The sequence below is a fragment of the Rhizobium sp. SG570 genome, assembly GCF_012275345.1.
Classification (GTDB): Bacteria; Pseudomonadota; Alphaproteobacteria; order Rhizobiales; family Rhizobiaceae; genus Rhizobium; species Rhizobium lusitanum.
This window is the reverse complement of record NZ_JAAZQI010000004.1, coordinates 411,474-435,313: the sequence shown is the minus strand read 5'-3', so window position 1 is coordinate 435,313 and position 23,840 is coordinate 411,474. Positions and strand designations below refer to the sequence as shown.

Annotated in this window: 18 protein-coding genes and 1 pseudogene; 13 read left to right on the top strand and 6 right to left on the bottom strand. The window is 58.9% G+C overall.

The window, feature by feature from the left end:
• Positions 1 to 47: 47 nt before the first annotated feature.
• Entirely contained in the window at positions 48 to 1,994 is a 1,947-nt protein-coding gene (locus tag FHT28_RS11850; protein WP_047639099.1) for a methyl-accepting chemotaxis protein, read from the bottom strand.
• 785 nt (positions 1,995 to 2,779) lie between these two features.
• Between FHT28_RS11850 and FHT28_RS11845 the strand changes: the two genes are divergently transcribed.
• Both FHT28_RS11845 and FHT28_RS11840 read left to right on the top strand, forming a co-directional pair.
• Positions 2,780 to 5,203 carry a glucan 1,4-alpha-glucosidase gene (locus tag FHT28_RS11845; protein ID WP_168596342.1) on the top strand — a complete coding sequence of 808 codons (2,424 nt, stop codon included), beginning with the start codon at positions 2,780 to 2,782 and terminating at the stop codon, positions 5,201 to 5,203.
• Positions 5,204 to 5,243: 40 nt separating this feature from the next.
• Complete coding sequence (locus FHT28_RS11840; RefSeq protein WP_168596341.1) at positions 5,244 to 5,963, top strand: ROK family protein; 720 nt, start codon at positions 5,244 to 5,246, stop codon at positions 5,961 to 5,963.
• Positions 5,964 to 5,976: 13 nt separating this feature from the next.
• Here FHT28_RS11840 and FHT28_RS36155 read toward each other — a convergent pair.
• Positions 5,977 to 6,171 (bottom strand): annotated as a pseudogene (locus FHT28_RS36155) (Fic/DOC family N-terminal domain-containing protein); the annotation flags it as partial.
• A gap of 152 nt (positions 6,172 to 6,323) precedes the next feature.
• Here FHT28_RS36155 and FHT28_RS11835 point away from each other — a divergent pair.
• Entirely contained in the window at positions 6,324 to 6,527 is a 204-nt protein-coding gene (locus FHT28_RS11835) for a cold-shock protein (protein ID WP_007693942.1), read from the top strand.
• A 269-nt stretch (positions 6,528 to 6,796) separates the two neighbouring features.
• Here FHT28_RS11835 and FHT28_RS11830 read toward each other — a convergent pair whose 3' ends face one another.
• Complete coding sequence (locus tag FHT28_RS11830) at positions 6,797 to 7,177, bottom strand: hypothetical protein (RefSeq protein WP_168596340.1); 381 nt, start codon at positions 7,175 to 7,177, stop codon at positions 6,797 to 6,799.
• Positions 7,178 to 7,979: 802 nt separating this feature from the next.
• Entirely contained in the window at positions 7,980 to 8,126 is a 147-nt protein-coding gene (locus FHT28_RS11825; RefSeq protein WP_080739486.1) for a DUF1127 domain-containing protein, read from the bottom strand.
• A 428-nt stretch (positions 8,127 to 8,554) separates the two neighbouring features.
• Between FHT28_RS11825 and poxB the strand changes: the two genes are divergently transcribed.
• The 9 genes from poxB (at position 8,555) to FHT28_RS11780 (ending at position 20,219) form a co-directional block, all read left to right on the top strand.
• Positions 8,555 to 10,279, top strand: coding sequence for a ubiquinone-dependent pyruvate dehydrogenase (gene poxB / locus FHT28_RS11820; protein WP_168596339.1), 1,725 nt, complete (start codon positions 8,555 to 8,557; stop codon positions 10,277 to 10,279).
• A 14-nt stretch (positions 10,280 to 10,293) separates the two neighbouring features.
• Positions 10,294 to 10,815 (top strand): FUSC family protein, encoded by a 522-nt coding sequence (locus FHT28_RS11815; protein ID WP_318284033.1) that lies wholly within the window; start codon positions 10,294 to 10,296, stop codon positions 10,813 to 10,815.
• 318 nt (positions 10,816 to 11,133) lie between these two features.
• Positions 11,134 to 12,858, top strand: coding sequence for a penicillin-binding protein 2 (locus FHT28_RS11810; protein ID WP_037197041.1), 1,725 nt, complete (start codon positions 11,134 to 11,136; stop codon positions 12,856 to 12,858).
• Positions 12,859 to 12,980: 122 nt separating this feature from the next.
• Positions 12,981 to 13,910 (top strand): hypothetical protein, encoded by a 930-nt coding sequence (locus FHT28_RS11805; protein ID WP_348644982.1) that lies wholly within the window; start codon positions 12,981 to 12,983, stop codon positions 13,908 to 13,910.
• Positions 13,911 to 13,928: 18 nt separating this feature from the next.
• Complete coding sequence (locus tag FHT28_RS11800) at positions 13,929 to 14,081, top strand: hypothetical protein (protein ID WP_168596338.1); 153 nt, start codon at positions 13,929 to 13,931, stop codon at positions 14,079 to 14,081.
• 216 nt (positions 14,082 to 14,297) lie between these two features.
• On the top strand, positions 14,298 to 15,782 hold the full coding sequence (locus FHT28_RS11795) for a lipopolysaccharide biosynthesis protein (protein WP_168596337.1): 1,485 nt from the start codon (positions 14,298 to 14,300) through the stop codon (positions 15,780 to 15,782).
• 58 nt (positions 15,783 to 15,840) lie between these two features.
• Complete coding sequence (locus tag FHT28_RS11790; RefSeq protein WP_168596336.1) at positions 15,841 to 16,851, top strand: polysaccharide pyruvyl transferase family protein; 1,011 nt, start codon at positions 15,841 to 15,843, stop codon at positions 16,849 to 16,851.
• A gap of 616 nt (positions 16,852 to 17,467) precedes the next feature.
• Positions 17,468 to 17,845 (top strand): hypothetical protein, encoded by a 378-nt coding sequence (locus FHT28_RS11785; RefSeq protein WP_037197044.1) that lies wholly within the window; start codon positions 17,468 to 17,470, stop codon positions 17,843 to 17,845.
• Positions 17,846 to 18,134: 289 nt separating this feature from the next.
• Entirely contained in the window at positions 18,135 to 20,219 is a 2,085-nt protein-coding gene (locus FHT28_RS11780) for a carboxy terminal-processing peptidase (RefSeq protein WP_092575542.1), read from the top strand.
• 186 nt (positions 20,220 to 20,405) lie between these two features.
• Here the strand turns inward: FHT28_RS11780 and FHT28_RS11775 are convergent, their stop codons facing one another.
• Positions 20,406 to 21,689, bottom strand: a complete 1,284-nt coding sequence (locus tag FHT28_RS11775; RefSeq protein ID WP_047639109.1) for a cystathionine gamma-synthase family protein — start codon at positions 21,687 to 21,689, stop codon at positions 20,406 to 20,408.
• A 175-nt stretch (positions 21,690 to 21,864) separates the two neighbouring features.
• Positions 21,865 to 22,512, bottom strand: coding sequence for a TetR/AcrR family transcriptional regulator (locus tag FHT28_RS11770; protein WP_047552662.1), 648 nt, complete (start codon positions 22,510 to 22,512; stop codon positions 21,865 to 21,867).
• A 160-nt stretch (positions 22,513 to 22,672) separates the two neighbouring features.
• On the opposite strand from FHT28_RS11770, the gene FHT28_RS11765 reads away from it, so the two are divergent.
• The gene (locus FHT28_RS11765; RefSeq protein WP_210255737.1) at positions 22,673 to 23,833 is read left to right on the top strand and encodes an HlyD family secretion protein; all 1,161 of its coding nucleotides are present in this window, start codon (positions 22,673 to 22,675) and stop codon (positions 23,831 to 23,833) included.
• Positions 23,834 to 23,840: the final 7 nt, after the last annotated feature.

The following is a 23,840-nucleotide window of genomic DNA, read 5'->3' as shown; positions in this document are numbered from 1 at the left end:
TTCTCCGTCAGCTGCGACGTACCGGTCGACCTGACCGGTACGAAGCCTCAAAACTCTTCCCATTCCTTTTGAGAGGCTGCTGAAGCCGATGCCCTGTTTCCGGCGGCTGCGGCTCGTCTAGGCTGAGGCATCATGGAGACGACGGCCGCCTGCCTATCGGGTTCAGCCATCGCCCGTCCCGTCCTGCGCAGCGCTGCAGATTGTGCGGAGGCGGAAGCTTGCAGCGTGAATTGGGAGACCAGATCACGAAGCTTGGCTGCCTCCATTGCCAGGCTATTCGAGGCTGCGGTCGATTGTTCGACCATGGCTGCGTTCTGCTGTGTCGTCTGATCCATCGAATTGACGGCCGTATTGACCTCTGCCAATCCGGTGGACTGTTCCTTCGCTGAGGTCGCAATGGCGTTCATGTGCTGGTTGATGTCAGCGATCTGCTCGCCAATCGTCTTCAGCGACATGCCGGTATCCAGCACGAGCTTGACGCCGCTTTCAACCTCCGATGACGACTTCTGGATCAGCCCCTTGATCTCTTTGGCTGCTTGTGCCGATCGCTGTGCAAGTTCACGCACTTCCTGAGCGACAACCGCAAAACCCTTTCCGGCTTCACCGGCGCGCGCTGCCTCGACCCCGGCATTCAGCGCCAGAAGATTTGTCTGGAAGGCGATCTCGTCGATCACCCCGATGATGCTGGAAATCTGTTGCGAGGATGCCTCGATGCGGCGCATGGCTTCCTCGGCGTGCGATACGACTTCGGCGGACTTTGCGGCGCTGCGATTGGCTTCGGTCGCCGCAGTGCGGGCCTCGTCGGCGCGCCTGCTCGAATTCGATACATTGACGGTGATCTGGTCAAGCGCCGCGGCTGTTTCCTCAAGGGAGGCCGCCTGCTGTTCGGTGCGCCTGGAGAGATCGTTGGCGCCGGAAGAAATCTCGCGCGTACCGTCATCGATCGCTGCAATGGCGATGGAGATTCCGCCGAGCGCATCTCCAAGCTGCTTGACCGACCTGTTGAAATCCTGCCGAAGCGCTTCGAAATCCCCGGAAAAAGGCTCGTCAAGCTGGAATGCCAGATCGCCGCCGGCAAGCCGCTTCAATCCGGCCGCAAGGCCTGATGTGGCGGCGCGAAGACGATCCGTCGCCTCTTCGTCGGCCTCGCGTCGAGCAGCGACCTGATCCGATTCGGCTTGCTTCCTGGCTGCCTCGGCATCCTGTTCAAGCTGCTTATTGGCAATCGCAGCTTGTCGGAAGACTTCAAAGGCCGATCCCATGACGCCGATTTCGTCTGAACGACCAATCGCGCCGCAACGGATGTCGGTCTCGCCCCCGGCCAGCCTCTGCATATCATTGGAAAGTGCAAGGATAGGCTTCGTAACCGTCTTGCGTGTCAACCAGTAGAGGCTGATGGAAAATAGAGCTGTCAAACCGAGAAGGCCGTTCAAAAGCCTGTCCACGAAGGCTTGCATATGGGCACTTTGTTTTGCCGTTGCAGCGGACAAGGCACTGATCTGATCCCCGGCCTGTTCCATGGCCGTTTCAAGAGCGGAAAACTGATTCATGAATTCGGGTAGCGATTTCATGGCTGCAGCCTCATCCTTCGCAGCAAGATCGACCATCGCCGTGGCACTGTCGATATACTTCAAAAGAGGAGCTTCGACCTTGGCAAGCACCTCCTGCACACTCTTGTCGGTTGCGAGCCTTTTGTTGGCTTCGATCATTTCCCGGAAAGAGGCCTTGTGTTCGTTTAGATCGGCCTTTACCGCGTCCGTGGTGATCCCTGCCGCCGGATTTGCCGCCAGCATCGACGCCAGCACGTCTGCCCGAAGCGCATCGTGCATCATGTCCGCCTGCATGTGGTTCCGAAGCACATCCGCCGTACGGGCAACCTCGGCGTTGTTATCTGCAAGAGTTGCGGCTGACCACAGCCCGACACCCGTGGCGCCACCTGCCAGGGCGAAAATTGCGACACTTGCAATGATGATCTTATGTTGTATCGACGCCATCGTCGCACTCCCCCAGCTTGTTTCTATAGCAAAACTAGCCAAACATTCTTAATTATTTATCAACTATACATTTCTACTTTGATTATATGAAATTATATTATAATATTCAAAAATTACTTCAGGTTGTAAGTATAATAAGATCCCGCAAGGAACGGCCACAGTTAAAAGCCAAACGAAATGGCGTGGAAGTATCATCTCCTGCTTTGATGCTGCCGCGCGGCCACCTTTCCGATATTCACCTGATCCAAACAACCAAATTGCCGACTGTCGTTATCGACGGGTTTCATGATGCCTGGGCGCCGGACAGCAGACGATTCGCCTTCGTCCGCTTCCACAAGGAGGCATAGAGCAGCCCTGGCATTTTATGTCGGCAACTCATATCGCGCGGTTGGAACGACCATCAATCAGCACCGAACATCCGGCATCGCGATGTAGAACAGCGATTGGCCTGAATTCGGGACCGTATGCCACCGGTATGGTGTGGCCGGGCTGGTGGCGATGGCAGCCGATCACAATATCGACGGCCACCGTGCCTGCTGTGTCAAAGCTCACGATTTCGGCCCTTCCCCCCAATCCTACGCTGCAACAGAAAAGTTCAGCCTGCCGGTGATCTCGTTAGTCGATGCGAACCCCTCATCGCTAAGGGGTAGGTAATTCCTGGCCTGATCGACGATCCGAATATTCCATCGGTACCCCCGTTGCCGCGCCATTCCCGGCGCGTCGCAAGCAGCTCTTGCCGAAGCGGATTTGTCGGAGCAGATTGCGCCGATAACGGAGATGGACGCATGACACAGGACGATGCTTCGGGCTCTAATGCGGGGGGTATCGCCCCTCGCTGGACATCCAGCGCGAAGAGCGGTGTTGGCACGGCGCTCTCATCGGCGTGCCGCATATGGTTCACGCTGAGCCACGGCATCCTCAACGAAGTCTATTTTCCGCGCGTCGATTGCGCCTGTACGCGCGATCTTGGCCTGATCGTCACCGGTCCGGACGGCTATTTCTCCGAGGAAAAACGCGATACCGAAAGCATTGTTACGACGATCGAGGACGGCGTTCCGGCCTATCGGCTCGTCAACACGGCACTCGATGGGCGCTACCGGATCGTCAAGCGCATCATCGTCGATCCGGTGCGCAACAGCTTACTACAGCAAATATCATTCGAAGCGTTGCAAGGGTCGGTCCACGACTATCGCCTCTATGTGCTTGCCGCCCCGCATCTGGTCAATGCCGGCAGCGGCAACACCGGCTGGGTTGGCGATTACAAGGGCACGCCGATGCTCTTTGCAACGGGTAAGGGCGGGATCTCACTGGCGCTTGCCGTTAGCGGCGGATGGCGGACGGCGTCCGCCGGCTATGTCGGCATTTCCGATGGATGGCGCCAGTTGCAGGAGGCCGGCCAATTGGACCCGCGCATCACTCGTGCCGCAGACGGCAACGTCGCGCTAACAGGCGAAATTGATCTTGCGGCCGGCAGCGACACCGTTCTTCTCTCGCTCGGCTTCGGAAACCGTTCCGAGGAGGCGGGCTACAACGCGCTTGCCAGCCTGCAGGCCGGCTACGAGGATGCCGAGCGCAGCTACGTCGCCGACTGGCGGAGATGGCAAAACACACTACTGGCGCTCGACGAACCGAGAGCGCCGCCGCCCGAACTCAATCGCTACCGGATATCGACGGCCGTTCTCGCCACGCACCGGCCTTTGTCCTTCGAGGGTCCGGCCGTCGCCTCGCTGTCTATCCCCTGGGGCTTTGCCAAGGGCGATGAGGATCTCGGAGGCTATCACCTGGTCTGGCCACGCGATCTCGTCGAGACGGCCGGCGGCTTCCTTGCGGCCGGCGCCCCTCAAGATGCGCTCCGTATCCTTGCCTATCTTCGGACGATCCAGGAGGCGGACGGGCACTGGCCGCAGAACGCCTGGCTCGACGGCGTACCCTATTGGACCGGCATACAGATGGATGAATGCGCCTTTCCGATCCTGCTGGCTGACGCGCTGCGCCGCGAAGGAGCGCTCACCGGCGAAGCGCTCTTGTCCTATGTCTCGATGGTCGAGCGAGCGGCGCGCTATGTGGTCGTGAACGGCCCTGTAACGGGTGAGGATCGCTGGGAGGAAGACGGCGGCTTCTCTCCCTTTACCCTTGCTGTCGAGATCGCCGCGCTTCTCGCCGCTGCCGACATTCTGGAGATTGCCGGACAGGACCACAATGCCGATTATCTCAGACAGACCGCCGATGCCTGGAATGACCAGATCGAGCGCTGGGCCTATGTCGGCGCCGATGCCGCTAGTGCCGATCTTGGGGTCAAGGGCTATTATGTGCGCATCGCCCCACCCGAGATCGCCGACGGCGCCTCGCCTGCCGATGGTTTCGTGCCGATCAAGAACCGCCCGCTCTCGGAATCGTTTCTGCCGACGGCCCGCGTCGTCAGCCCGGATGCCTTGGCGCTGGTTCGGTTCGGATTGCGTGCCGCCAACGATCCACGCATTCTGGACACCGTCAGGGTTATCGACGCTCATCTCAAATGCGATCTGCCGCAAGGTCCGCTCTGGTATCGCTATACTGGGGACGGCTATGGCGAGCATGCCGATGGCGGCCCATTCGACGGCATCGGCATCGGTCGCCCGTGGCCATTGCTCGCTGGCGAACGAGCCCACTATGAACTTGCTGCCGGCAGGCCAAAAGCGGCGATCGCGTTGCTCAGCGCTCTTGAAGGCTCTGCAGGGCCGGGCGGGCTACTGCCCGAGCAAGTATGGGACCAGGCTGACATACCCGAGCGAGGCCTTGTTTTCGGCGAGCCATCCGGCAGTGCGATGCCGCTCGTCTGGGCGCATGCCGAACACATCAAGCTGCTGCGTTCGCTGAGAGACAATGCCGTTTTCGACATGCCGCCACAGGGCGTCGAGCGCTATATCAAGAACAAGACCACCGCGCCCTTCGTGCTCTGGCGCTTTAACAACAAGACATCGCGGGTTTCTGTCGGCAAGCGCCTGAGGATCGAAGTGATGGCGCGGGCTGTGGTGCGCTGGAGTTCGGATGGTTGGGAAAGCGCAAGCGATACCACAACCCGCCAAAACGGCTTCGGCATCGATGTTGCGGAGCTTGCGACTGAACGGCTGCCAAAGGGCGCGGTGATCGCCTTCACCTTCTATTGGTCTGACACCGACCATTGGGAGGGAGAGGATTTCTCAGTCGTCGTGGCCGACGGCGACGCCTAAACGTCACTAACAACAAACCTACCAGAAGGGGAGACGCACCGTGACCGCAAAACCCGAATCTCTCGAGCACACAACGTCGGCCGCGCCGCAGGATCTCGTCGTCCTGGCAATCGATCTTGGCGGCTCGCATGTCAAAACGCGTCTGAGTTCCGGCAGCGACCGGCGGGCAGCCGTCTCCGGTGCGGCAATGTCCGCGCAAAAGATGGTCGAAGCAGTCAAGGAGCTTACCGCCGACTGGCAATACGACGTCATCGGCATGGGATATCCCGGCCCGGTCGCCGACAATAAACCAGCGGCGGAGCCGCACAATCTGGGGGCCGGCTGGAAGGACTTCGATTTTTCCGCCGCTTTCGGCAAGCCCGTCAGGCTCGTCAACGACGCAGTTTTGCAGGCGATCGGCAGCTATGCGGGCGGCAACATGCTGTTTGTTGGGCTGGGCACCGGGCTGGGTTCGGCAATGGTCGTCGATCACGTCTGCTTGCCCATGGAACTTGCACATCTGCCCTACAAAAATAATGAGACGTTCGAGGACTTCGCCGGCGAGCGCGGCCTCGTGAAATATGGCAAGAAGAAATGGCGCAAATCGGTCGAGAAGATCGTCGGCAAGTTGCAAGCGGCCCTGCTGCCGCATGAAACTGTCATTGGTGGCGGCAATGTCGACAAGCTCGAGAAGCTGCCCGACGGCTGCCGCGCCGGCGACAACGAGAATGCATTTCTTGGCGGCTTTCGCCTATGGACGGACGAAAGCCTGAGATTTTAGGCTGAATCCGGCATGGCTTGCCCGCCTGCGCCTCCGTCTCAAAAACGAAGGAGATCGGGGATCGTCGATCGTGTTCCTGCGATCTGCGAGGATAGAACGGCTTCCTTCCTGACATACATCTAAAGAAACAGCTCTCGACGCGGAACGGCGTCGTGATATCGTCTAGCCATCCGACGGCACGCTCCGCCAAGCTAAGCCGCGACAAAAGAAGGGGAGAACTTCATCAAAATCCTACCTTGATGGCTGAAATCTCCGGAAAATGGGAAACTCTTGAAGAGTTTCGGATTGTTGATAGTAAAGCACACGCGCTATAAGGTCAGTGCGCGAGCTAGATGGCCGTGGAAGTGAAGAGGAAATACGATGCCTACAGGTACTGTGAAATTTTTCAATGAAGACAAGGGATTTGGCTTCATTACTCCCGAGAACGGAGGAACGGATGTGTTCGTTCACGTTTCCGCTCTGCAGCGGGGCGGTTCTCTCAGAGAAGGTGAGAAGGTTAGCTACGAATTGGGCCAGGACCGGAAGACTGGAAAGTCGAAGGCTGAAAACGTCAGCGTGCTCTGATCGCATGAGCTAGCGGACCCGCCGCGGATTTAGCCTGCTTCATGATTAGAACAGGCTAAATCAACCCCACTGCTTGAGTGGAATCGAACCAGCCGCTCCGGCGTGCAGACAACGACTATTTCAGAACCCGGCCCGACATGGCGCCGCTTTCTTTTGGCTTGCTCTCCGAGCATGCCTGCTTTGTTCCGATAACCGCGGGATTTTTGCGCCGTTTCGCTGCAAGGCTATCCGCGCAGTCGTCAGCGCGCCACGCCCCGACTGCGGCGCCCTCAACCCTCTGCGGTATCGACCAACCCAGCTGCGACATCGCGTGAGCACTCTTCGAGATCCTGTATTGCGCGCCGGCGATCAACTCGACGCCTCACAAGAGCGGTTTCCATGGGAGCAACACCAATCTCGATATATCTGATGGCGGGATTCGAATAGTAGCGCTCAAGGTGCTCGCCAACGATGACGACAGCCTCGCGTGATTCGACGACCGCAAGACGTTCCCCGATTGCCGTCATGACCGGCCCGCGCGCAATGGGCTTCCCAGAGGGCGTGTGGTCAGGGAAATGGATCGCCGCCCACGCTCCCAACCGATGATTATCCGGTAGTGTCGGCAAGGTCTCGAACGCGAGTTCCTCCGGATCGATCAGGCTCTGTCGCACACCCTGTGATCGGCAGGCACGACCAGCTTCTTCTTCTCCTCGAACAGAACAGCGCATTGCACCGAGCCGTCATGGGAAAGCGGAAGTTTGCGAAGCGCTGCATCGACACATCACCAAGGGCCTCGCGAGCGGCGCGCTCAAGCCGATCCTCGATCGGATTTTCAAGTTCGTTTCAACAGGAGGGACTACGTCGCTGCCGAGCGTCTCTCCCGCAGGCGGGCATCGTAAAATGAGCGCGCTGAAGGCGATTTCGACAGATATGACTTTGCCTCAGGCGGTTTGAAGGGGCTCGAACCGCCAACCCATTTGCAGAAAGTTCTATGCTTACAAAGGGTTGGAATGGCAGACGTTAAATTGGCTTGGAATGTTTGCCCGGCATATCCGATCTATTGCAGCCGTTAGGCGCCTTCGCAGCGGGGCTATCTTGAATGCTTTCTGGCAAGGAAACATGGTCCAAAACGAAAAAGCCTGCCGCGGGAGGAGGTGCGGCAGGCTTTTCGAAAAGAACCGAACAGCGACTGGGAGGAGGAGTGCCGCTGTTCCTACAGACGTCCCTGGGAGGAGGAGGAGTGGGCCGTCTGAAACTCGAAGCTCTGCGGGAGGAGGTGCATCACTTCGATGGAGCTAACAATACTCCAATCATCGAGATTTCATATAGCTTATGCTGCACTGCAGCTATGCAAGAAACACAAGTCGGAAAACTCAGTACAGAAGGAGGAGAAAACCGATCTCGAACAGGAGCGGCTGACGCAAAAACGCCCGCGTCATCAGCGGGCGTCGAGCAGTCGTAAAGACTATGAGGTTAGCGCGCGATCGATGCGCGGGCAACGCTGCGGATATCGGCACGATCGATGCCGAGGTCCTGCAGTTCGCGGCTGGACATGCGACCGAGTTCGTTAACAGTCTGACGGAACTTGCGCCAGTTGTTGAAAGAGCGTGCTACGTTCATGATAATCCCCTTTCCTGAGGCTTTCTGACGTCAGCAACCTTGTTTGGCCCCGGCGTCGTTTCGATGATTGGAATATAGGCGTTTCAATCGGTTTAAAACAGAGATAATCCCGCACTGCACCTATGCATTCAATGCATTGGTTTCACGGATTACATGAGGGATGATCGTTTTTTAGGCCAAAATCTGTTCGACGGTCCAAACATTGCTCGGCGCACCAGGCAGTTGTCTCGCATCTATCTCGATGAGGACAAGCTTCTGGGGCAGCTGCGCCATCGTGACCAACCCGGTCGCGGAAGCCTCGAAGAAAAATGCCACATCGCCCCGTTTCTCCGACGTGGATCCGCGCTATTCTCAAAGGGAGATTCACCCGGCGAGATAGCGCCCACAAAGCCATCTGCGCCCCGCCTCACGACCGAAGGAGCAACTCCATGACGCAGACCCTTGCCGATCTGTTGGCTGAAACCTTGGCGGAAGCCGGCGTCGAGCGCATATGGGGAGTGACGGGCGACAGCCTGAACGGCCTCAACGACAGCCTGCGGCGTCTCGGCCGGATCGATTGGATGCATGTGCGCCATGAGGAGACCGCCGCTTTTGCGGCCGGCGCGGAAGCTGCCGTCACCGGCAAGCTTGCTGTCTGCGCAGGGAGTTGCGGACCGGGGAACCTGCATCTGATCAACGGGCTCTACGACTGCCAGCGGAACCACGTGCCCGTCCTGGCGATCGCCGCTCATATCCCGTCCTCCGAAATCGGCCTGGGCTATTTCCAGGAAACCCATCCGCAGGAACTGTTCCGCGAATGCAGCGATTTCTGCGAGCTGGTATCCAATCCCGCCCAGATGCCGGAGATCCTGCACAGGGCGCTCAACACGGCCATCGGTCGCAATGGCGTGGCCGTGCTCGTCATTCCAGGCGACGTGGCGCTCGCCGATGCACCAGCGGGCGCGAAAACAGGCTGGGTGCAACTGCAGCCGCCGCGCATTCTCCCTTCGGACGCAGAGATCAGCCGGCTCTCGACGCTGCTCAACGGATCGGACGCCATAACGATCCTGGCCGGCAGCGGCTGCGCCGGTGCCCATGATGCTGTGGTGGCGCTGGCTGAAAAGCTCGGCGCGCCGGTCGTTCATGCCCTGCGCGGCAAGGAACATGTCGAATGGGACAATCCCTATGACGTCGGCATGACCGGACTGATCGGCTTTTCGTCGGGCTATCATGCCATGTTGAACTGCGACACGCTCTTGATGCTGGGAACTGATTTCCCCTACCGTCCCTTCTATCCCAAGGATGCCAGGATCGTTCAGATCGACCGCAACCCAGGCGCACTCGGCAAACGGACGCAACTGACCCAAGGCATCGTTGGCGATGTGTCCGAGACAATCGCAGCGCTACTGCCGCACCTTAAGGATCGACCGAACCATGCCTTCCTCGATGCCGCCCGCAAGCATTATGCGGAGGCCCGAAAGGGACTCGACGATCTCGCCGTGCCGTCGGCGAAGGGCAATCCCATCCACCCCCAGTATCTGGCGCGGCTGATAAGCAAAATCGCGTCGGAGGACGCGATCTTCACCGCCGATGTCGGCACGCCGACCGTATGGGCAGCCCGCTATCTGACGATGAACGGCAAGCGTCGCCTGCTCGGCTCGTTCAACCACGGCTCGATGGCCAATGCCATGCTGCAGGCCATTGGTGCTCAGGCAGCCGCGCCCGACCGGCAGGTCGTGTCGCTCTCCGGCGATGGCGGCTTCACGATGATGATGGGCGACTTCATCACCCTTTCCCAGCTCGAACTGCCGGTGAAGATAGTCGTCTTCAACAACGGCTCGCTGGGCTTCGTTGCCATGGAAATGAAGGCCGGCGGCTTCCTCGACACCGGGACCGACCTGAAGAACCCGAACTTTGCCGCCATGGCCCAGGCGATGGGCGTCAAGGCGTACCGGGTCGAGGATTCCGGTAATCTCGAGGGCGCGCTGCGCGAGGCATTGGCGCATCGCGGCCCGGTGCTCGTGGATGTCGTCACGGCAAAGCAGGAACTGGTCATGCCGCCAAAGATCAAGCTCGAACAGGCCAAGGGCTTCAGCCTCTACATGCTGAAAGCGATCATCAATGGTCGGGGCGACGAGGTCGTGGAACTCGCCAAAACCAATCTCAGGCTCTGACAGGAGAGCGGCGCGTGACCGGACTGGAGCTCGCCAGGCATGTGGCCTTCGTATTGCGCTGCTCGGCTGCAGCGACATTCTCCTACATGCTGGCCTCGGCTATCGGCCTGCCGCATCCGGTATGGGCGGCGATGTCGGGGATCATCGTCTCGCAGGAGAAGCTGACCGAAACGCGCAGCGCCATGGCCTGGCGGCTGATCGGCACGGTGATCGGCATCGTCGTCGCCGTGGCCGTTGGCAGCCTCACCGCTCCGCTTGGCGCCGATGTGGCAATCCAGATCGCGCTTGCCGTCGGGCTCTGCGCCATCGTCGCGCGCCGCTATCCCGCAGTTAGGGTCTGCATGTGGACAGGGCCGATCGTGTTCCTGACGGTAGATCCGGGCATGCCTCTCTACATGGTCGGCCTTTATCGCGGTACCGAGGTTTTTCTCGGCGGATTGGTCGGTGCAGCGTTGCATGCCGTCTCGGAAGCGGTGATTAGGGGCCTGTTTGGCAGAACGGGGCCCGATCCTGCCGATTTGCCGGAAAAGCCGTGATGGCGCGCTCCCGTGCATGCCTGGAGAAACAACTGAAATCAAAAGCGTGGACATGCCCGTGGAAAAGGCGGTGATAACCGAGGCAATGTCGCGCTGCGTTTGAAGTGATAGATCGAGCCGCAGTCTTGACGGCTACCGAGATTCCGACTGCCACACAAGCGTGGCGGTCACGGCTTTCCAGTGGTCCGGAGCGCGGACACGATGGGTGTGGGCGGCAAACGGACAATCAAAGATTAGATTCTTGTTAACCATCTTGACGCTATAAATTTCTGATCGAAAGGCGCATCCGCTTTTCCAGTTCTCGCGAATAAATCAGCAATGTCGATCATCCATGCTTTAAGCGCAAACAGCGGCCGCCTCGTCAGGCTCACCTTCGGCCCCGAATCGCGCGGGCGCCCTTCCGTGCAAACCAAAGGTCATGCCAAGCTTGCGAAAACCCGCATCGTGATGCTCAGCGGCGGGCTGATCATGATCTACGTCGTGATCTTCGCCAGACTTATCAATTTCGGCATGGGGCCAAGGGACGACACGTCATCGATCCCGGCGGAACATGTGACAGCCGCACGTCCCGATATCGTCGATCGAAACGGCGAGCTGCTCGCGACTGACATCCGCACCGTGTCGATGTTTGCCGAGCCGAACCGTGTCGTCGATCCGGACGAGGCGGTGGAGAAAATAGCCGAGGTCTTTCCCGATATCGACCGCAAATCCCTCTATAAAAAGCTTGCCGATCGTCGCTCGCACTTCGCTTGGCTGCGCCGCCAATTGACGCCGAAGCAGCAGAGCGAGATTTTGGCGCTCGGCATTCCGGCGATCGGTTTTCGACCGGAAATCAAACGTTTCTATCCAGGCGGCCGCACCGCGGCCCACATCCTCGGCTATGTCGATATCGACAATCATGGCGTGGCCGGAATGGAGAAATATCTCGACACGCAGGGCCTCTCGGATCTAGATTCCACGGGCTTGACGAGTCAAGACTCGCTGCAGCCTGTGCGACTTTCGGTGGACCTGCGCGTTCAGAACATCGTCCACGACGTGGTGTCGGATGCGATCGGCCGCTACCAGAGTCAGGCGGCCGGCGCCGTCATTCTCGACATCCACACCGGCGAAGTGCTGGCCATGGCCTCGGCCCCCGATTTCGATCCGAACGATCCGCAGGCCGACGGCGACAAGGGTTGGCTGAACCGAATGTCGAACGGCACCGACGAGATGGGCTCGGTGTTCAAGACCTTCTCGATCGCGTTGGCCCTCGATACCGGTACGGTCAAGCTGACGGACACCTTCGATGCCAGCGCTCCCCTGCATTACGGCGGCTTCACCATCCATGATGACCGCGACGTGCCGCGGCGTGTTCTTTCGATCCCGGAAATCTTCCGCTACTCCTCCAACATCGGCACCGCCAAGATGATGGACAAGGTGGGCATGAGCGACCAGAAGGCCTATCTGACCCGCTTCGGACTGTTGTCAAAGATGCAGACGGAACTGCCCGAGGTGAAAGCGCCGAGTCAGCCAAGAGTTTGGAAGAAGCTCAACTCCATAACCATAGCGTTCGGTCATGGCGTCGCCACCACGCCGATGCAGACCGCCGTCGCCGGCGCTGCCCTCATTGACGGCGGCAAGCTGATCGAGCCCACCTTCCTTCCGCGCACGCAGGAAGAGGCGGAAAAGACCGAAACGACGATCGTCAAGAAGAGCACCAGCGACACGATCAGATATCTGTTCAGGCTGAACGGCGAGCAGGGCACCGGTAGGTCTGCTGACGTCCCCGGCTATCATGTCGGCGGTAAGACAGGCACCGCAAACAAGGTGATCCACGGCGTCTATTCGCATAAGCTCAGCTTCAATTCCTTCCTCGCCGCCTTTCCCATGGCAAACCCGAAATATGTGGTACTAGCCTTCATCGACCAACCGTTGACGGGGTTACACAACCTGAACCTCGCCGCCGAAACGGCCGCGCCGATGGTTCACGACATCATCAGCCGCGCGGCGCCGATCCTCGGCGTCGAGCCGGATTTCGGGACGAACGTGATTGCCGCCTATTGAGGGCGCCGTTGTTCCAACAACGATGAGATACGAGCACCGACAGGTCGCTTTACGAATAAATCTCTTCGAAGCCCTGTAGTCGGGTCTCCATGGCTGCGCGTGTTGCAGCGTAGAGCCAATCGGTGCAACAGGCCGCCGGCTATTACAACAGCGTCACGCGACGAAGCGGAAAAATCACCAAGCTTTTGTGCTCCCGCTCTGCCGAAATACATGTCATAATCTATGGCCAGACACAGCTGGAGCAGTATTTTATGCAACGCGAAGCAGTCTGGACGCTGGCTCTATTTATTCTCCTCATGATTAGCGCCACGGCTGGTTCGGTATTGCGCGACAGATTGCCTGCTCCGCACCGCGGCAACGAGACAATAGACTTTCTTCGGGTTGTAACAGCTTTGCTCGTGACCTTTGCCGCGCTCGTGATGAGCCTGCTGCTGGCGTCAGAGCTCAATGCATACACAACGGCTTCCCACGATCGCAACCACTACGCTGCCGGCCTCGCGGAAATGGACCTTTGTCTGAGAAACTACGGCTCCGCATTGGACAACGAAAGACAACTTCTACACAGCTACACCGCCGCCGTCATTGCCAGCACATGGCCCGAAGAGCCACAGCCACCGGGGGTGGCGTATCCTGACATGTCAAAACTGCCGTTGGTCGGCGAAGCGCCGGCTCTGGGGGCAATTCTGAACACCATAGGGCTCGGCATTGCCCACCAGCAGCCCGCCGATCCGTTCCATCAGGCGCTCGTCACACGTTGCCATCAGGTCTTCACCAATCTCATGATGGGGCGATGGACGGTCATAGAAGACGCGCATGGCTCACTGTCCGCGCCGTTTCTGGGAGTCCTGATCTTCTGGCTTATGCTCGTATTTCTAAGCTTCGGCCTTCAAGCTCCGAAAAATCTGCTCGCAGGCTCGATTGTCGCTGTCGCCATCGTTTCAGTCGCGAGCGTCATGTTTGTCATCCTGGATCTTGATCTCCCCTATGGCGGTCTTTTCGGTATCTCGAGTACATCCATGCGGAATGCGCTCGCCGATATGCTGGCACAATAGCGGTCGGCTACGTGCCGCTTGGCAGCCAAGGCGGCGGCTGGCTGGCAGATCATCCCGGGCTTCGGGGGTGTCAAGACGCTGCGCCACCTCGTCGACGAGTGCATGGGCGATACGCAGGCACCGTCCCGCCAGGCGACATGGACACGCGATCCGAAGATGATGCGAAAATGAATTAAAAATGATGCGAAAATGAACCTGAAATGTTGACATACGGATTCTTCGAACTAGTTCCTGCTTAGACGCCGGGGTCGCCCTTTGGTCGCCCTTTCACAGCGACATGTAATTCTGCCCAGCTGTTCCAGCCCGTAAGGGGTTGGTACGGCAACGAATATGCGCGCGGGTAACGGTGTGGTCGCGTCATCGCACAGTGGGGAACTTTAACATCGTATGGCCAACATCACCGGACGGCTCGTCAAGGGAAGCATGTGGTTAAGCCTGTCTCGGACGATCGTGAACGGGCTTGCCACCCTCAGCACGTTCGTTCTGGCACGCTATCTCGCACCCTCCGATTTCGGCGTGGTCGCTCTGGGCATGACGATACTGTTGATCGTCACGACAGTTACCGAGCTCTCGCTCTCTGAGGCGTTAATCCGTCATGCGGCGCCGGAAGAATCCCATTTCAGCGCTGCCTGGACCCTCAATGCCGCACGTGGGCTGGCGATCTGCATCCTGTTCGCGATCTTTGCCTATCCTACCGCCGTCCTGTTCGACGAGCCCAGACTGACAGGCGTAATGCTGGCACTTGGCGTCAGCATGCTGATGGGTGGTCTCACCAATCCGCGCCGTATCATGCTCCAGCGCGATCTGATTTTCTGGCAGGAATTCGTGCTTGCCGTTTCACAGAAGTTCGCCGGCTTCGTCGCCTCGGTGGCAATAGCGGTCATCTATCAAAGCTATTGGGCGCTGGTCGTCGGTACCCTCATAAGCCAGGCAACGAATGTCATCGTCTCCTATCTCGTGCTGCCGTTCCGGCCCAGGATCACCTTTCAGCATATGCGGGAGTTCTTCTCCTTTTCCGCCTGGCTCACCGCCGGCCAGATCGTCAGTACACTCAACTGGCGCTTCGATTATCTGTTGGTCGGCAAGATGCTCGGCGGGGTCCAGCTCGGCTTTTATTCGGTAGGAAGCAACCTCGCCATGATGCCGACGCGGGAAGCGACCGCGCCCCTCACGCAAACAATATATCCGGCCTTTGCCGGCATTCACAACGATCCGGCCAGACTCGCCGCCGCCTATCAGCGTGTGCAGGCGCTCGTCGCCGCCATTGCGCTTCCCGCCGGCATCGGCGTTGCGGTGACCGCCGAGCCACTGGTCAGGCTTGCGCTGGGCGACAAGTGGACGCCGGTCATCTTCATCATCCAGTCACTTGCCTCAGTCTTTGCGCTGCAGACGCTGGGCTCGCTGGTGCAGCCGCTCGGCATGGCGAAGGGCGAGACGCGGGTGCTCTTCGTTCGCGATACCCAGATGTTCTGCCTCCGGGTGCCGATCATGATCGCCGGTCTGATGCTCTATGGCCTTCCGGGGGTCATCCTGGGCCGCGTGTTCACCGGCCTGTTCAGCACCGTTGTCAACATGATGCTCGTGCGGCGCTTCACCGGCATTACCGTATTGAAGCAATTGTCGGTGAACCTTCGGGCGCTCGCAAGCGTCGCGGTGATGGCCGCCGGTGTCTCGCTCGCCTCGAGCCACCTGGCGCCCACGGACGACAAGGTCGTGCTCGTCACGCACCTCGCAATACTGATCCTGCTTGGCGGCCTGCTCTATTGCGGTTCGACCTTACTGCTGTGGACGTTGATGAAACGACCGGCTGGCCCCGAAACGGAGGTTCAGACCATCCTCGGCAAAGTGCTGCCGAAACTACGCCTTGCCTGAAGAATGTGCGGCCGATGTCGGCCGGACTGCCTTGTCGTCTGAATGGGGGAATGGGGAAATGACATTGCAATCCAATCTAACGCTGATCACGAAACTGGAAAGCACGGTCCACGATTGCCTGAGGGACTACATCAGTGATGATGAGCCCTTGGCGATCCTCGACTTTCCGGACATCCGCAACTGCGGCGACTCTGCCATCTGGTTGGGCGAAATGGCCTATCTCCAGAACAGGCACCGTAAGCGGCCGGCCTATGTGTCGCGGATCGATGACTTCTCGCCCGAGCAGCTCGAGCGTATCATGCCAACCGGCCCGATCTTCATTCATGGGGGCGGCAACTTCGGCGATATCTGGGACGCACATCAGGATTTCCGCGAAAAGGTCCTGGAGAGGTTTCCGAATCGTCAGGTGATTCAGTTCCCGCAATCCATCCACTACAAGTCGCAGGCACGTCTGGACGAGAGTGCCCGCGTCATCGGACGCCACAAGCACTTCGTATTGCTGGTACGCGACGAAGAATCGAAGGAGTTTGCCCTCAAGCATTTCGATTGCGAGGTGCGGCTTTGCCCTGACATGGCCTTCTGCATCGGAGCAATCGAGCCGGAAGCGCCGGAATTCCCCGTGCTTGCCATGCTGAGATCCGATCTCGAAAAGGTAGGAGATGCAGACCTCTCCGCCTATCCCGGCATTCCGAAAGAGGACTGGACCACCGAATCCGCCAGGCGCGTGCGCATCTCCAAGGCCGTCGGCGCGGCGACGGCTCTGCTGGCACTTAAGCCGGCCGAAATACGGCTGCGCAAACTCGACGCGGCGGCACATAACCGACTGCGTCGCGGCATCCGCCAAATCTCCCGTGGTCGCGCGATCGTCACCGACCGGCTTCATGTCCATATCTGCTCTCTGCTGCTTGGACGACCGCACGCGGTGCTGGACAACAGCTATGGCAAGATTCGTCGATTCATGGCTGCATTTTCCGGCGGCACCGATCTAGCCTACCGGGCGACATCGCTCGACGATGGGATTGCCTGGGCGCGTTATCAGGCCGACCAGCAGCTAGCGCCGGCTGCGTAACGCGCCGGCACCAGGGCTCATCATTGCCTTCGCCAAGTTGCCGCATCATGGGTTCCAGGTCATCCGACAAGGGCGTCAAGGGCTCCTACCCGTCGATCGCGCACGATTGACCTCATCAATGCCCTGACCGTCGGCCCAAGCGAAAACTCGCCGCGCTTGGCCCGACAACCGGCTGTCGCGCTTGACCGTGAGAATTGCACGCCAATGATTTCAGACGGTTCATCTCACGCCTGATTTGAGAACGGTGCCGGCCAGTTGCTATTTAAGCTGAGAAGCGGCTTCGGTGCGTATGACGGCCGAGGATTTCAGGATTGAGGCATTCAGGCTTCATAGAATACAAAAGTTGCGGCGGCCTAGTTTGGAAGGCTCCCATGGCCAGCTCCAGGGGTCCACTCCCTCCTGGCGGAAATCAAGAGGATCGGGGAAGCGAACGGTCGAGACTTGTATAGGAACAAGAGCTAGACTTCTTCTCCGGTGACACGCAACAACGTGACTAGGGGATTGACGGGGGAGATAGCGATTGCAATGGAGAGCGGCCCTGCAGCCCTCTCCATCGGCTTGCCCGGGCATCGGACAAGACACCGACGCATTCTATAGCGCAGAAGGAATATGAGCGATGGCCAAGCCTCCAGAGATGACGAAGTACCGCGGCTTTCCATCCGGCATGCCGGGAACGGGCATTCAATTCACCATTCGCCGCGCGAACTCCAAGGGCGTTACCCCGATCAAGAGTCTACCCCGCCGTGCCCGGCCAGGCTCTTCGGAACACCGCGTCGATGCAGCGTTCCTGCATGCGCTCTGGCACTATTTCGGTGCCGAGCCTTTCGCGCGTGGCAATTTGGACGCTGCCCGATTGAACCTGCTCTTTGGACGTGAGGTAGTTGCGGCCGACAAGGATTTCGATCCGATCTCTTACGATGCGATGCTCGTGATCAACGAAAAGCTGGCGCGGGAAAATTTTCCGGAAGCCTTCGAAGATGTGATGGAGGTCTGACAAGACGCTCTTGAGGTGGCGTCCCCGTCGCTCCAGCCATAGCGTTTGCGGTTTTCATTCCTCTAAAATTTCAAACCGAACCGACGCATGATAAGCATTTCAAAGCAGACGCCGAAAAGTCATAATCGATGACCTCTGCAACCAAATCGATCCTCAAACCTACGTCGCCTGTGGGGGCATTTAGGAATCTTTGCGGACGGAGTGCATCCGTCTAGTTGCCAAAAAACCATAATTGCTCCACGAACATCATACATTGAACACTCAACGTTGAGAATCGGGTCAAAGCTTAATGCGTATACAATATGGTTTCCTCTGCATGTTCCTGGCAATTGCCCCGTCGGCATATGCGCTGGAAACCGGTTCACCGCCAGTTCTGGCGCCGCTAGAGCAGCAGGCGCAAGCAGCTCATTTGAGCGCACAATTTCTGACGCGTTTCCACTATAAGCCGGTGCCGCTTGATGATGCCTTGTCGGCCAGGATCATGAACCGGTTCATCAAGTCTCTGGATCCGGACCGTGTCCTCTTCCTGAAGGCGGATATCGACAAGTTCATGGCCGACAGCGCCAAGATTGACGATGCCATCAACCGCGAAGACTTGCAGATCCCGTTTACCATTTTCAATGTGTATGAGCAGCGCGTTGTCGACCGCATGAACTACGCGCGCAGCCTGCTCAAGCAGGGTTTCGATTTCAGCGTACAGGAAGACTATTCCTTGCTGCGCGACAAGGAGCCTTGGCCGCAATCTGAGGCGGAAAGCAATGAACTGTGGCGCAAGCGCGTCAAGAGCGACTGGCTGCGCTTGAAACTGGCGGGCAAAGCCGACGCTGCCATTCGCGATACGCTCGACAAACGCTACGAAAACTCCCTTGAGCGCGCTTACAAGTACAAGAGCGACGATGTGTTCCAGTCATTCATGGACGCCTATACAACGTCGGTTGACCCGCATACCGACTATTTTGGCGCGACCGCTTCGGCTGAGTTTGATATTTCCATGAAGCTGTCGCTGGTCGGTATCGGCGCGGTATTGCAGGAAAGAGATGACTACACGACGATCCGTGAGCTTGTGCCTGGTGGCCCGGCGCAATTGTCCGGCAAGCTTGCGGTCGGTGACCGCATTACCGGTGTTGGCCAGGGCGAGAACGGCGCGATAAAGGAAGTTGTGGGGACGCGCCTTGATGAAATCGTCCAAATGATCCGGGGCGCAAAAGATTCCATCGTGCGCCTGGACATCTTGCCGGCGGATGCCGGACCGGACGGCAAACATCGCCTCATCAGCCTCGTGCGCGACAAGATCAGCCTGGAAAAGCAAGCTGCCCAGAAGACCATCCTCTCGGTAAAGGATGGCGACGCCACTCGTAAAATCGGAGTGATTACCCTGCCGGCGTTTTATGAAGACTTCGAAGCACGACGAAAAGGCGACAAGGACTATAGAAGCGCAAGCCGCGATGTCGCCAAGCTTCTCGTTGAACTGAAGCAAGACAACGTCGACGGCGTTCTGGTCGACTTGCGCAACAACGGCGGCGGTTCCTTATCCGAGGCGATCGATTTGACAGGTCTGTTTGTCGGCAAAGGCCCGGTAGTTCAGCAGCGCGATGCAGGCGGCAAGGTCAACGTGGAGAGCGATGATCTTCCCGTACCTGCCTGGACTGGTCCGGTCGGAGTTTTGATCAATCGCGGCTCGGCGTCGGCGTCCGAGATTTTTGCCGCTGCGATACAGGACTACGGTCGAGGCGTGATTATCGGAGAACCCAGTTTTGGGAAAGGCACCGTGCAGACCGTAGTCAATCTTGACCAGGTGGCTCACAACATCAAGCCGAAATTCGGCGAGCTGAAATTGACGGTTGCCCAGTTCTTCCGTGTCAATGGCGGCACGACACAGCTGCGCGGCGTGACGCCTGACATCAGCTTGCCGGGTCTTTCCGATCCTAAGAGTTTTGGTGAGGCAAGCTATGACAATGCTCTGCCGTGGACGCAGGTCAAGCCGGCGAACTATGCGCCTGACGGTGATATAAAGGCATTGCTGCCGCAGCTGCAAAGCCGCCACGATGCTCGGATAAAGAACGATCCGGATTTCCAGCGCTTTGTGGAAGATATCGGCGAACTGAAGGCGCAGCGCGAGAAAAAGGTTATTTCACTCAATGAAACCGAACGCCGCAGTGAAATGACCGCTCAGGCAAAGCGTTTGAAGTCGCGCGAGCAGATAAACGATGGTGTGGATACAGGCGAAGACGATGGCCTGCAGGCGAACGAGCGCAGCCTGAGTGCCGATATTGCCATTGAAAAAGCCCGCAAGAACGCAAAGGACGTCCTGCTGAACGAGGCCGCCGCCATTCTTGCCGATGAGGCGGATCTGCAGGCAGGTGGGCAACGATAGGGAAGCGTTGACGGAAATTAGTATTTTCTCGATGAACACAGCCGCGGAGGTCGGATGAGCTATTCCAGCTCATAGGCCCGCCCGGCCGGGAGCACTACAGTCGCGTCGTGACGCCCTCTTTTTTTCGCTCCGCCAATACTAGAACGCGCCAAGTGGCAGAGGCGGCGCCTTTGGCCGCCTTGTCCTTCAAGCTTCGTCAAGCGCCAGCGCCAAATCGGCAATCAGGTCGTCGGGATGTTCGATGCCGATCGAAAGCCGGATCGTCGATTCAAGCACGCCGATGCGTTGGCGCACGTCCACCGGCACGCCCGAATGCGTCGTCGTCGCCGGGTGGGAGGCCAGGGACTCCGTTCCGCCCAGGCTGACGGCGAGTTTGAAGATCGTCAAGGCGTTCAGGAACTTGAACGAGGCCGGCTGGCCACCCTTGATGTCGAAGGAGAAGGTGGAGCCTGCGCCGGTGCACTGGGCAGCGAATGTCTGGCCGACAGGCGATTTCGGGTCGCTGTAAGACAGGTAGTGAATACTCTCGACCTTAGGATGCTCCCGCAGGAAATCGGCCACTGCCTTTGCATTGCTGTTCGCGCGCTCCATGCGGATCTGCAGCGTTTCGAGCGAGCGCCCGAGCATCCAACAGGAATGCGGATCGAGCTGTGTGCCGATCGCGCCTCTCAGCGCCTTCACCTGCTTCATGACCGCCTTGCGGCCGAGCGCGGCACCGGCGATAAGGTCCGAGTGCCCACCGACATATTTCGTCAGTGAGTAGAGCGAGATGTCTGCGCCGTGCTCGATCGGCCGCTGGAACACCGGCCCGAGCAGCGTGTTGTCACAGGCGATGATCGGCGTATGGCCTTGCTTCTCGCCGATTGCGTCGGCAACCCTGCGGATCATCGCGACATTCACGAGGCTGTTGGTCGGATTGGCCGGCGTTTCTATCAGGATGACAGAGACGCGGCCCTTGGCCATGGCCTCCTCTGCCGCAGCCTGCACCGATGCTTCGTTGACACCATCCGCGAAGCCAACCGCGGAAACGCCGAGATTGGCGAACGTCTTGGCAAGCAGCGTCTCCGTGCCGCCGTAAAGCGGCTGCGAATGCAGCACCGCATCACCCGGTCGAGCGAATGCAAGAAGCGTGGTGGCGATAGCCGACATGCCCGACGAGAACAGCACACAGCTTTCCGTCCGCTCGTAGACTGCCAGACGGTCTTCGACGATCTCGCTGTTCGGATGGTTGAAGCGCGAATAGACGAGTCCGGCCCCCCTTCCCGCTGGCGGCTCCTTACGGCCTGAGACGTAGTCGAAGAAATCGCGGCCGTCTTCCGCGGACTTGAAGACGAAGGTCGAAGTCAGAAAGACCGGCGGCTTGACGGCACCTTCGGAGAGCTCGGGATCATAACCGTAGTTCAGCATCTGTGTTTCGGGATGCAGGGCATGATTGCCGATATGGGTTCTCGGCGGGTGCGGCGCAGTCATGAGACGTCTCCTCCATCGGTTTCACAAGCTTTGCGCTGCAGATTATATCAAACGTGGCGGTGTATTCTTGCTATTTGGCGCGCTCTTTTGATGTTTGAGGCAACTTCTTGCAGCGACAACGCATCGCTTCGAACAAGCGAGAAGCGGTTTCCGGGATCAGACGAAGCCCAACAGGTCAGACCTCGCATCCTTTCAGGAAGATGTCGGCGCAAATTCGCGCGCGCTGGGCGATCTCCTCGATACCAGCCGGCTTCCGTTGACGCAGGATGGCGGCGCGCTGCGGCTCCATGATCATCATTCCGCGCAGCATGCCCGAGGCCATGTGCGGATCCTCGAGCTTGATCAACCCGCGCTCGGCCTGCCTTGTCAGCCATTTCTCCATGACGGCATTGGAACCGACGATAGCGGTCTCATAGAAGCTTGTGGCGATCTCGGGGAAGCGGTCGGATTCCGCGATAACGAGACGCGTCATGTCGACTGTATCGTCCGACATCGTCAACATGCCGTAGGTCGTCAGCAGCCGCTCCAGCCCCTGCCGCAGATCCATCGTCGCGAGCGTCGACTGGTCGAGTGCCAGGAAAAACCGATTGATGCGATCGGAAATGATGCTGGAAAACAAATCCGCCTTGGTCGGGAAGAGCCTGTAGAGCGTCTTCGTCGAGACGCCGGCCGTTTGCGCGATCGCACTGATGCTTGCGGCCGCATAGCCGTTTTCCCGGAATTGAGCGTCAGCGGCCTCGATGATCACGCTTTTCGTATCGTCGTCGCAGCGGATTTGGGGGCGACCTCTCGACCGCTTCTCAATTAATTGAATTTCGACCATGTTGATTTTCCAAATTCCTATTGACTTCCATTTTATAGCGCATATTTTGGAAATTATCAAGTTTCCTAAATATCCGTCCGAGAATTTTCGCGGGGCTATCCGCCCTCCCAAGACGATCGGCCTATCCGGAGAAACAGCAGTGGAAAACAAGGTTCACGTATTGAGTGCAAGCAAGCAGGCACCCGTCGCCGAGGCCCCGACCATGGACGCCGGCAAGCCGGATGTGTCGGCCGAACTGGCGCGTATCGCCGCTGAGGAAAAGCCGGCGCCGAAGCGTGGCAAGTCATTCCTGCTCGGAGCCACTGCGCTCGCTGTCATCGCTGCCGCCGCCTATTACGGTCATAACTACTGGACGGTCGGCCGCTTCCAGGTATCGACCGACGATGCTTACGTGCAGGCCGACAACAGCGCGATTGCGCCGAAGATTTCCGGCTACATCACCGATGTCGTCGTCAACGACAATCAGACGGTCAAGACAGGGCAGGTGCTTGCCCGCATTGACGACCGCGACTTCAAGACGGCGCTGGATCAGGCCAGGGCCGACGTCTCAGCCGCTCAAGCGGATGTCGAGGCCAAGCAGGCGTCCCTCGAGATGCAGCAGTCGTTGATCGCCGCCGCCCAGGCGACCGTCGATGTCGACAAGGCCAACGAGACCTTTGCCGAACAGAACGACAAGCGTTATGCGAGCCTCTCGGTCAGCGGGTACGCTGCGGTGCAAACCGCACAGCAAGCCGCATCACAGATCGCCGCCGCCCGCGCTGCGATCGACCGCGACACGGCATCGCTTGCTGCCACCACCAAGCAGGTCGATCTGTTGAAGGCGCAACTGGCGCAGGCCAAGGCAACGCTCGCCCATGACCAGGCCGTCCAAAGCCAGGCCGAACTCAATCTATCCTATACGGCGATCACCGCACCGCTCGACGGCGTAATCGGCAACCGCACACTTCGCGTCGGCCAGTATGTGCAGGCAGGCACACAGTTGATGTCGGTGGTGCCGACATCAGCCGCCTATATAATCGCCAACTACAAAGAGACCCAGTTGACTGACGTGCACGCCGGTCAGCCGGTCGACATCGAAGTCGATATGTTCCCCGGCCGGACCTATCACGGCCATGTTGACAGCCTGGCGCCCGCCAGCGGCCAGGAATTCGCGCTGCTGCCGCCAGACAACGCCACGGGCAATTTCACCAAGGTCGTGCAGCGTATCCCGGTCAAGATCGTCCTCGATGCCGACAGCGCCACATCGGGCGATCTGCGCCCCGGCATGTCGGTTCAACCGAGCATCGACATCAAGACGGCCGGTCAGAGCCACGGCGCGTGAACGGTGA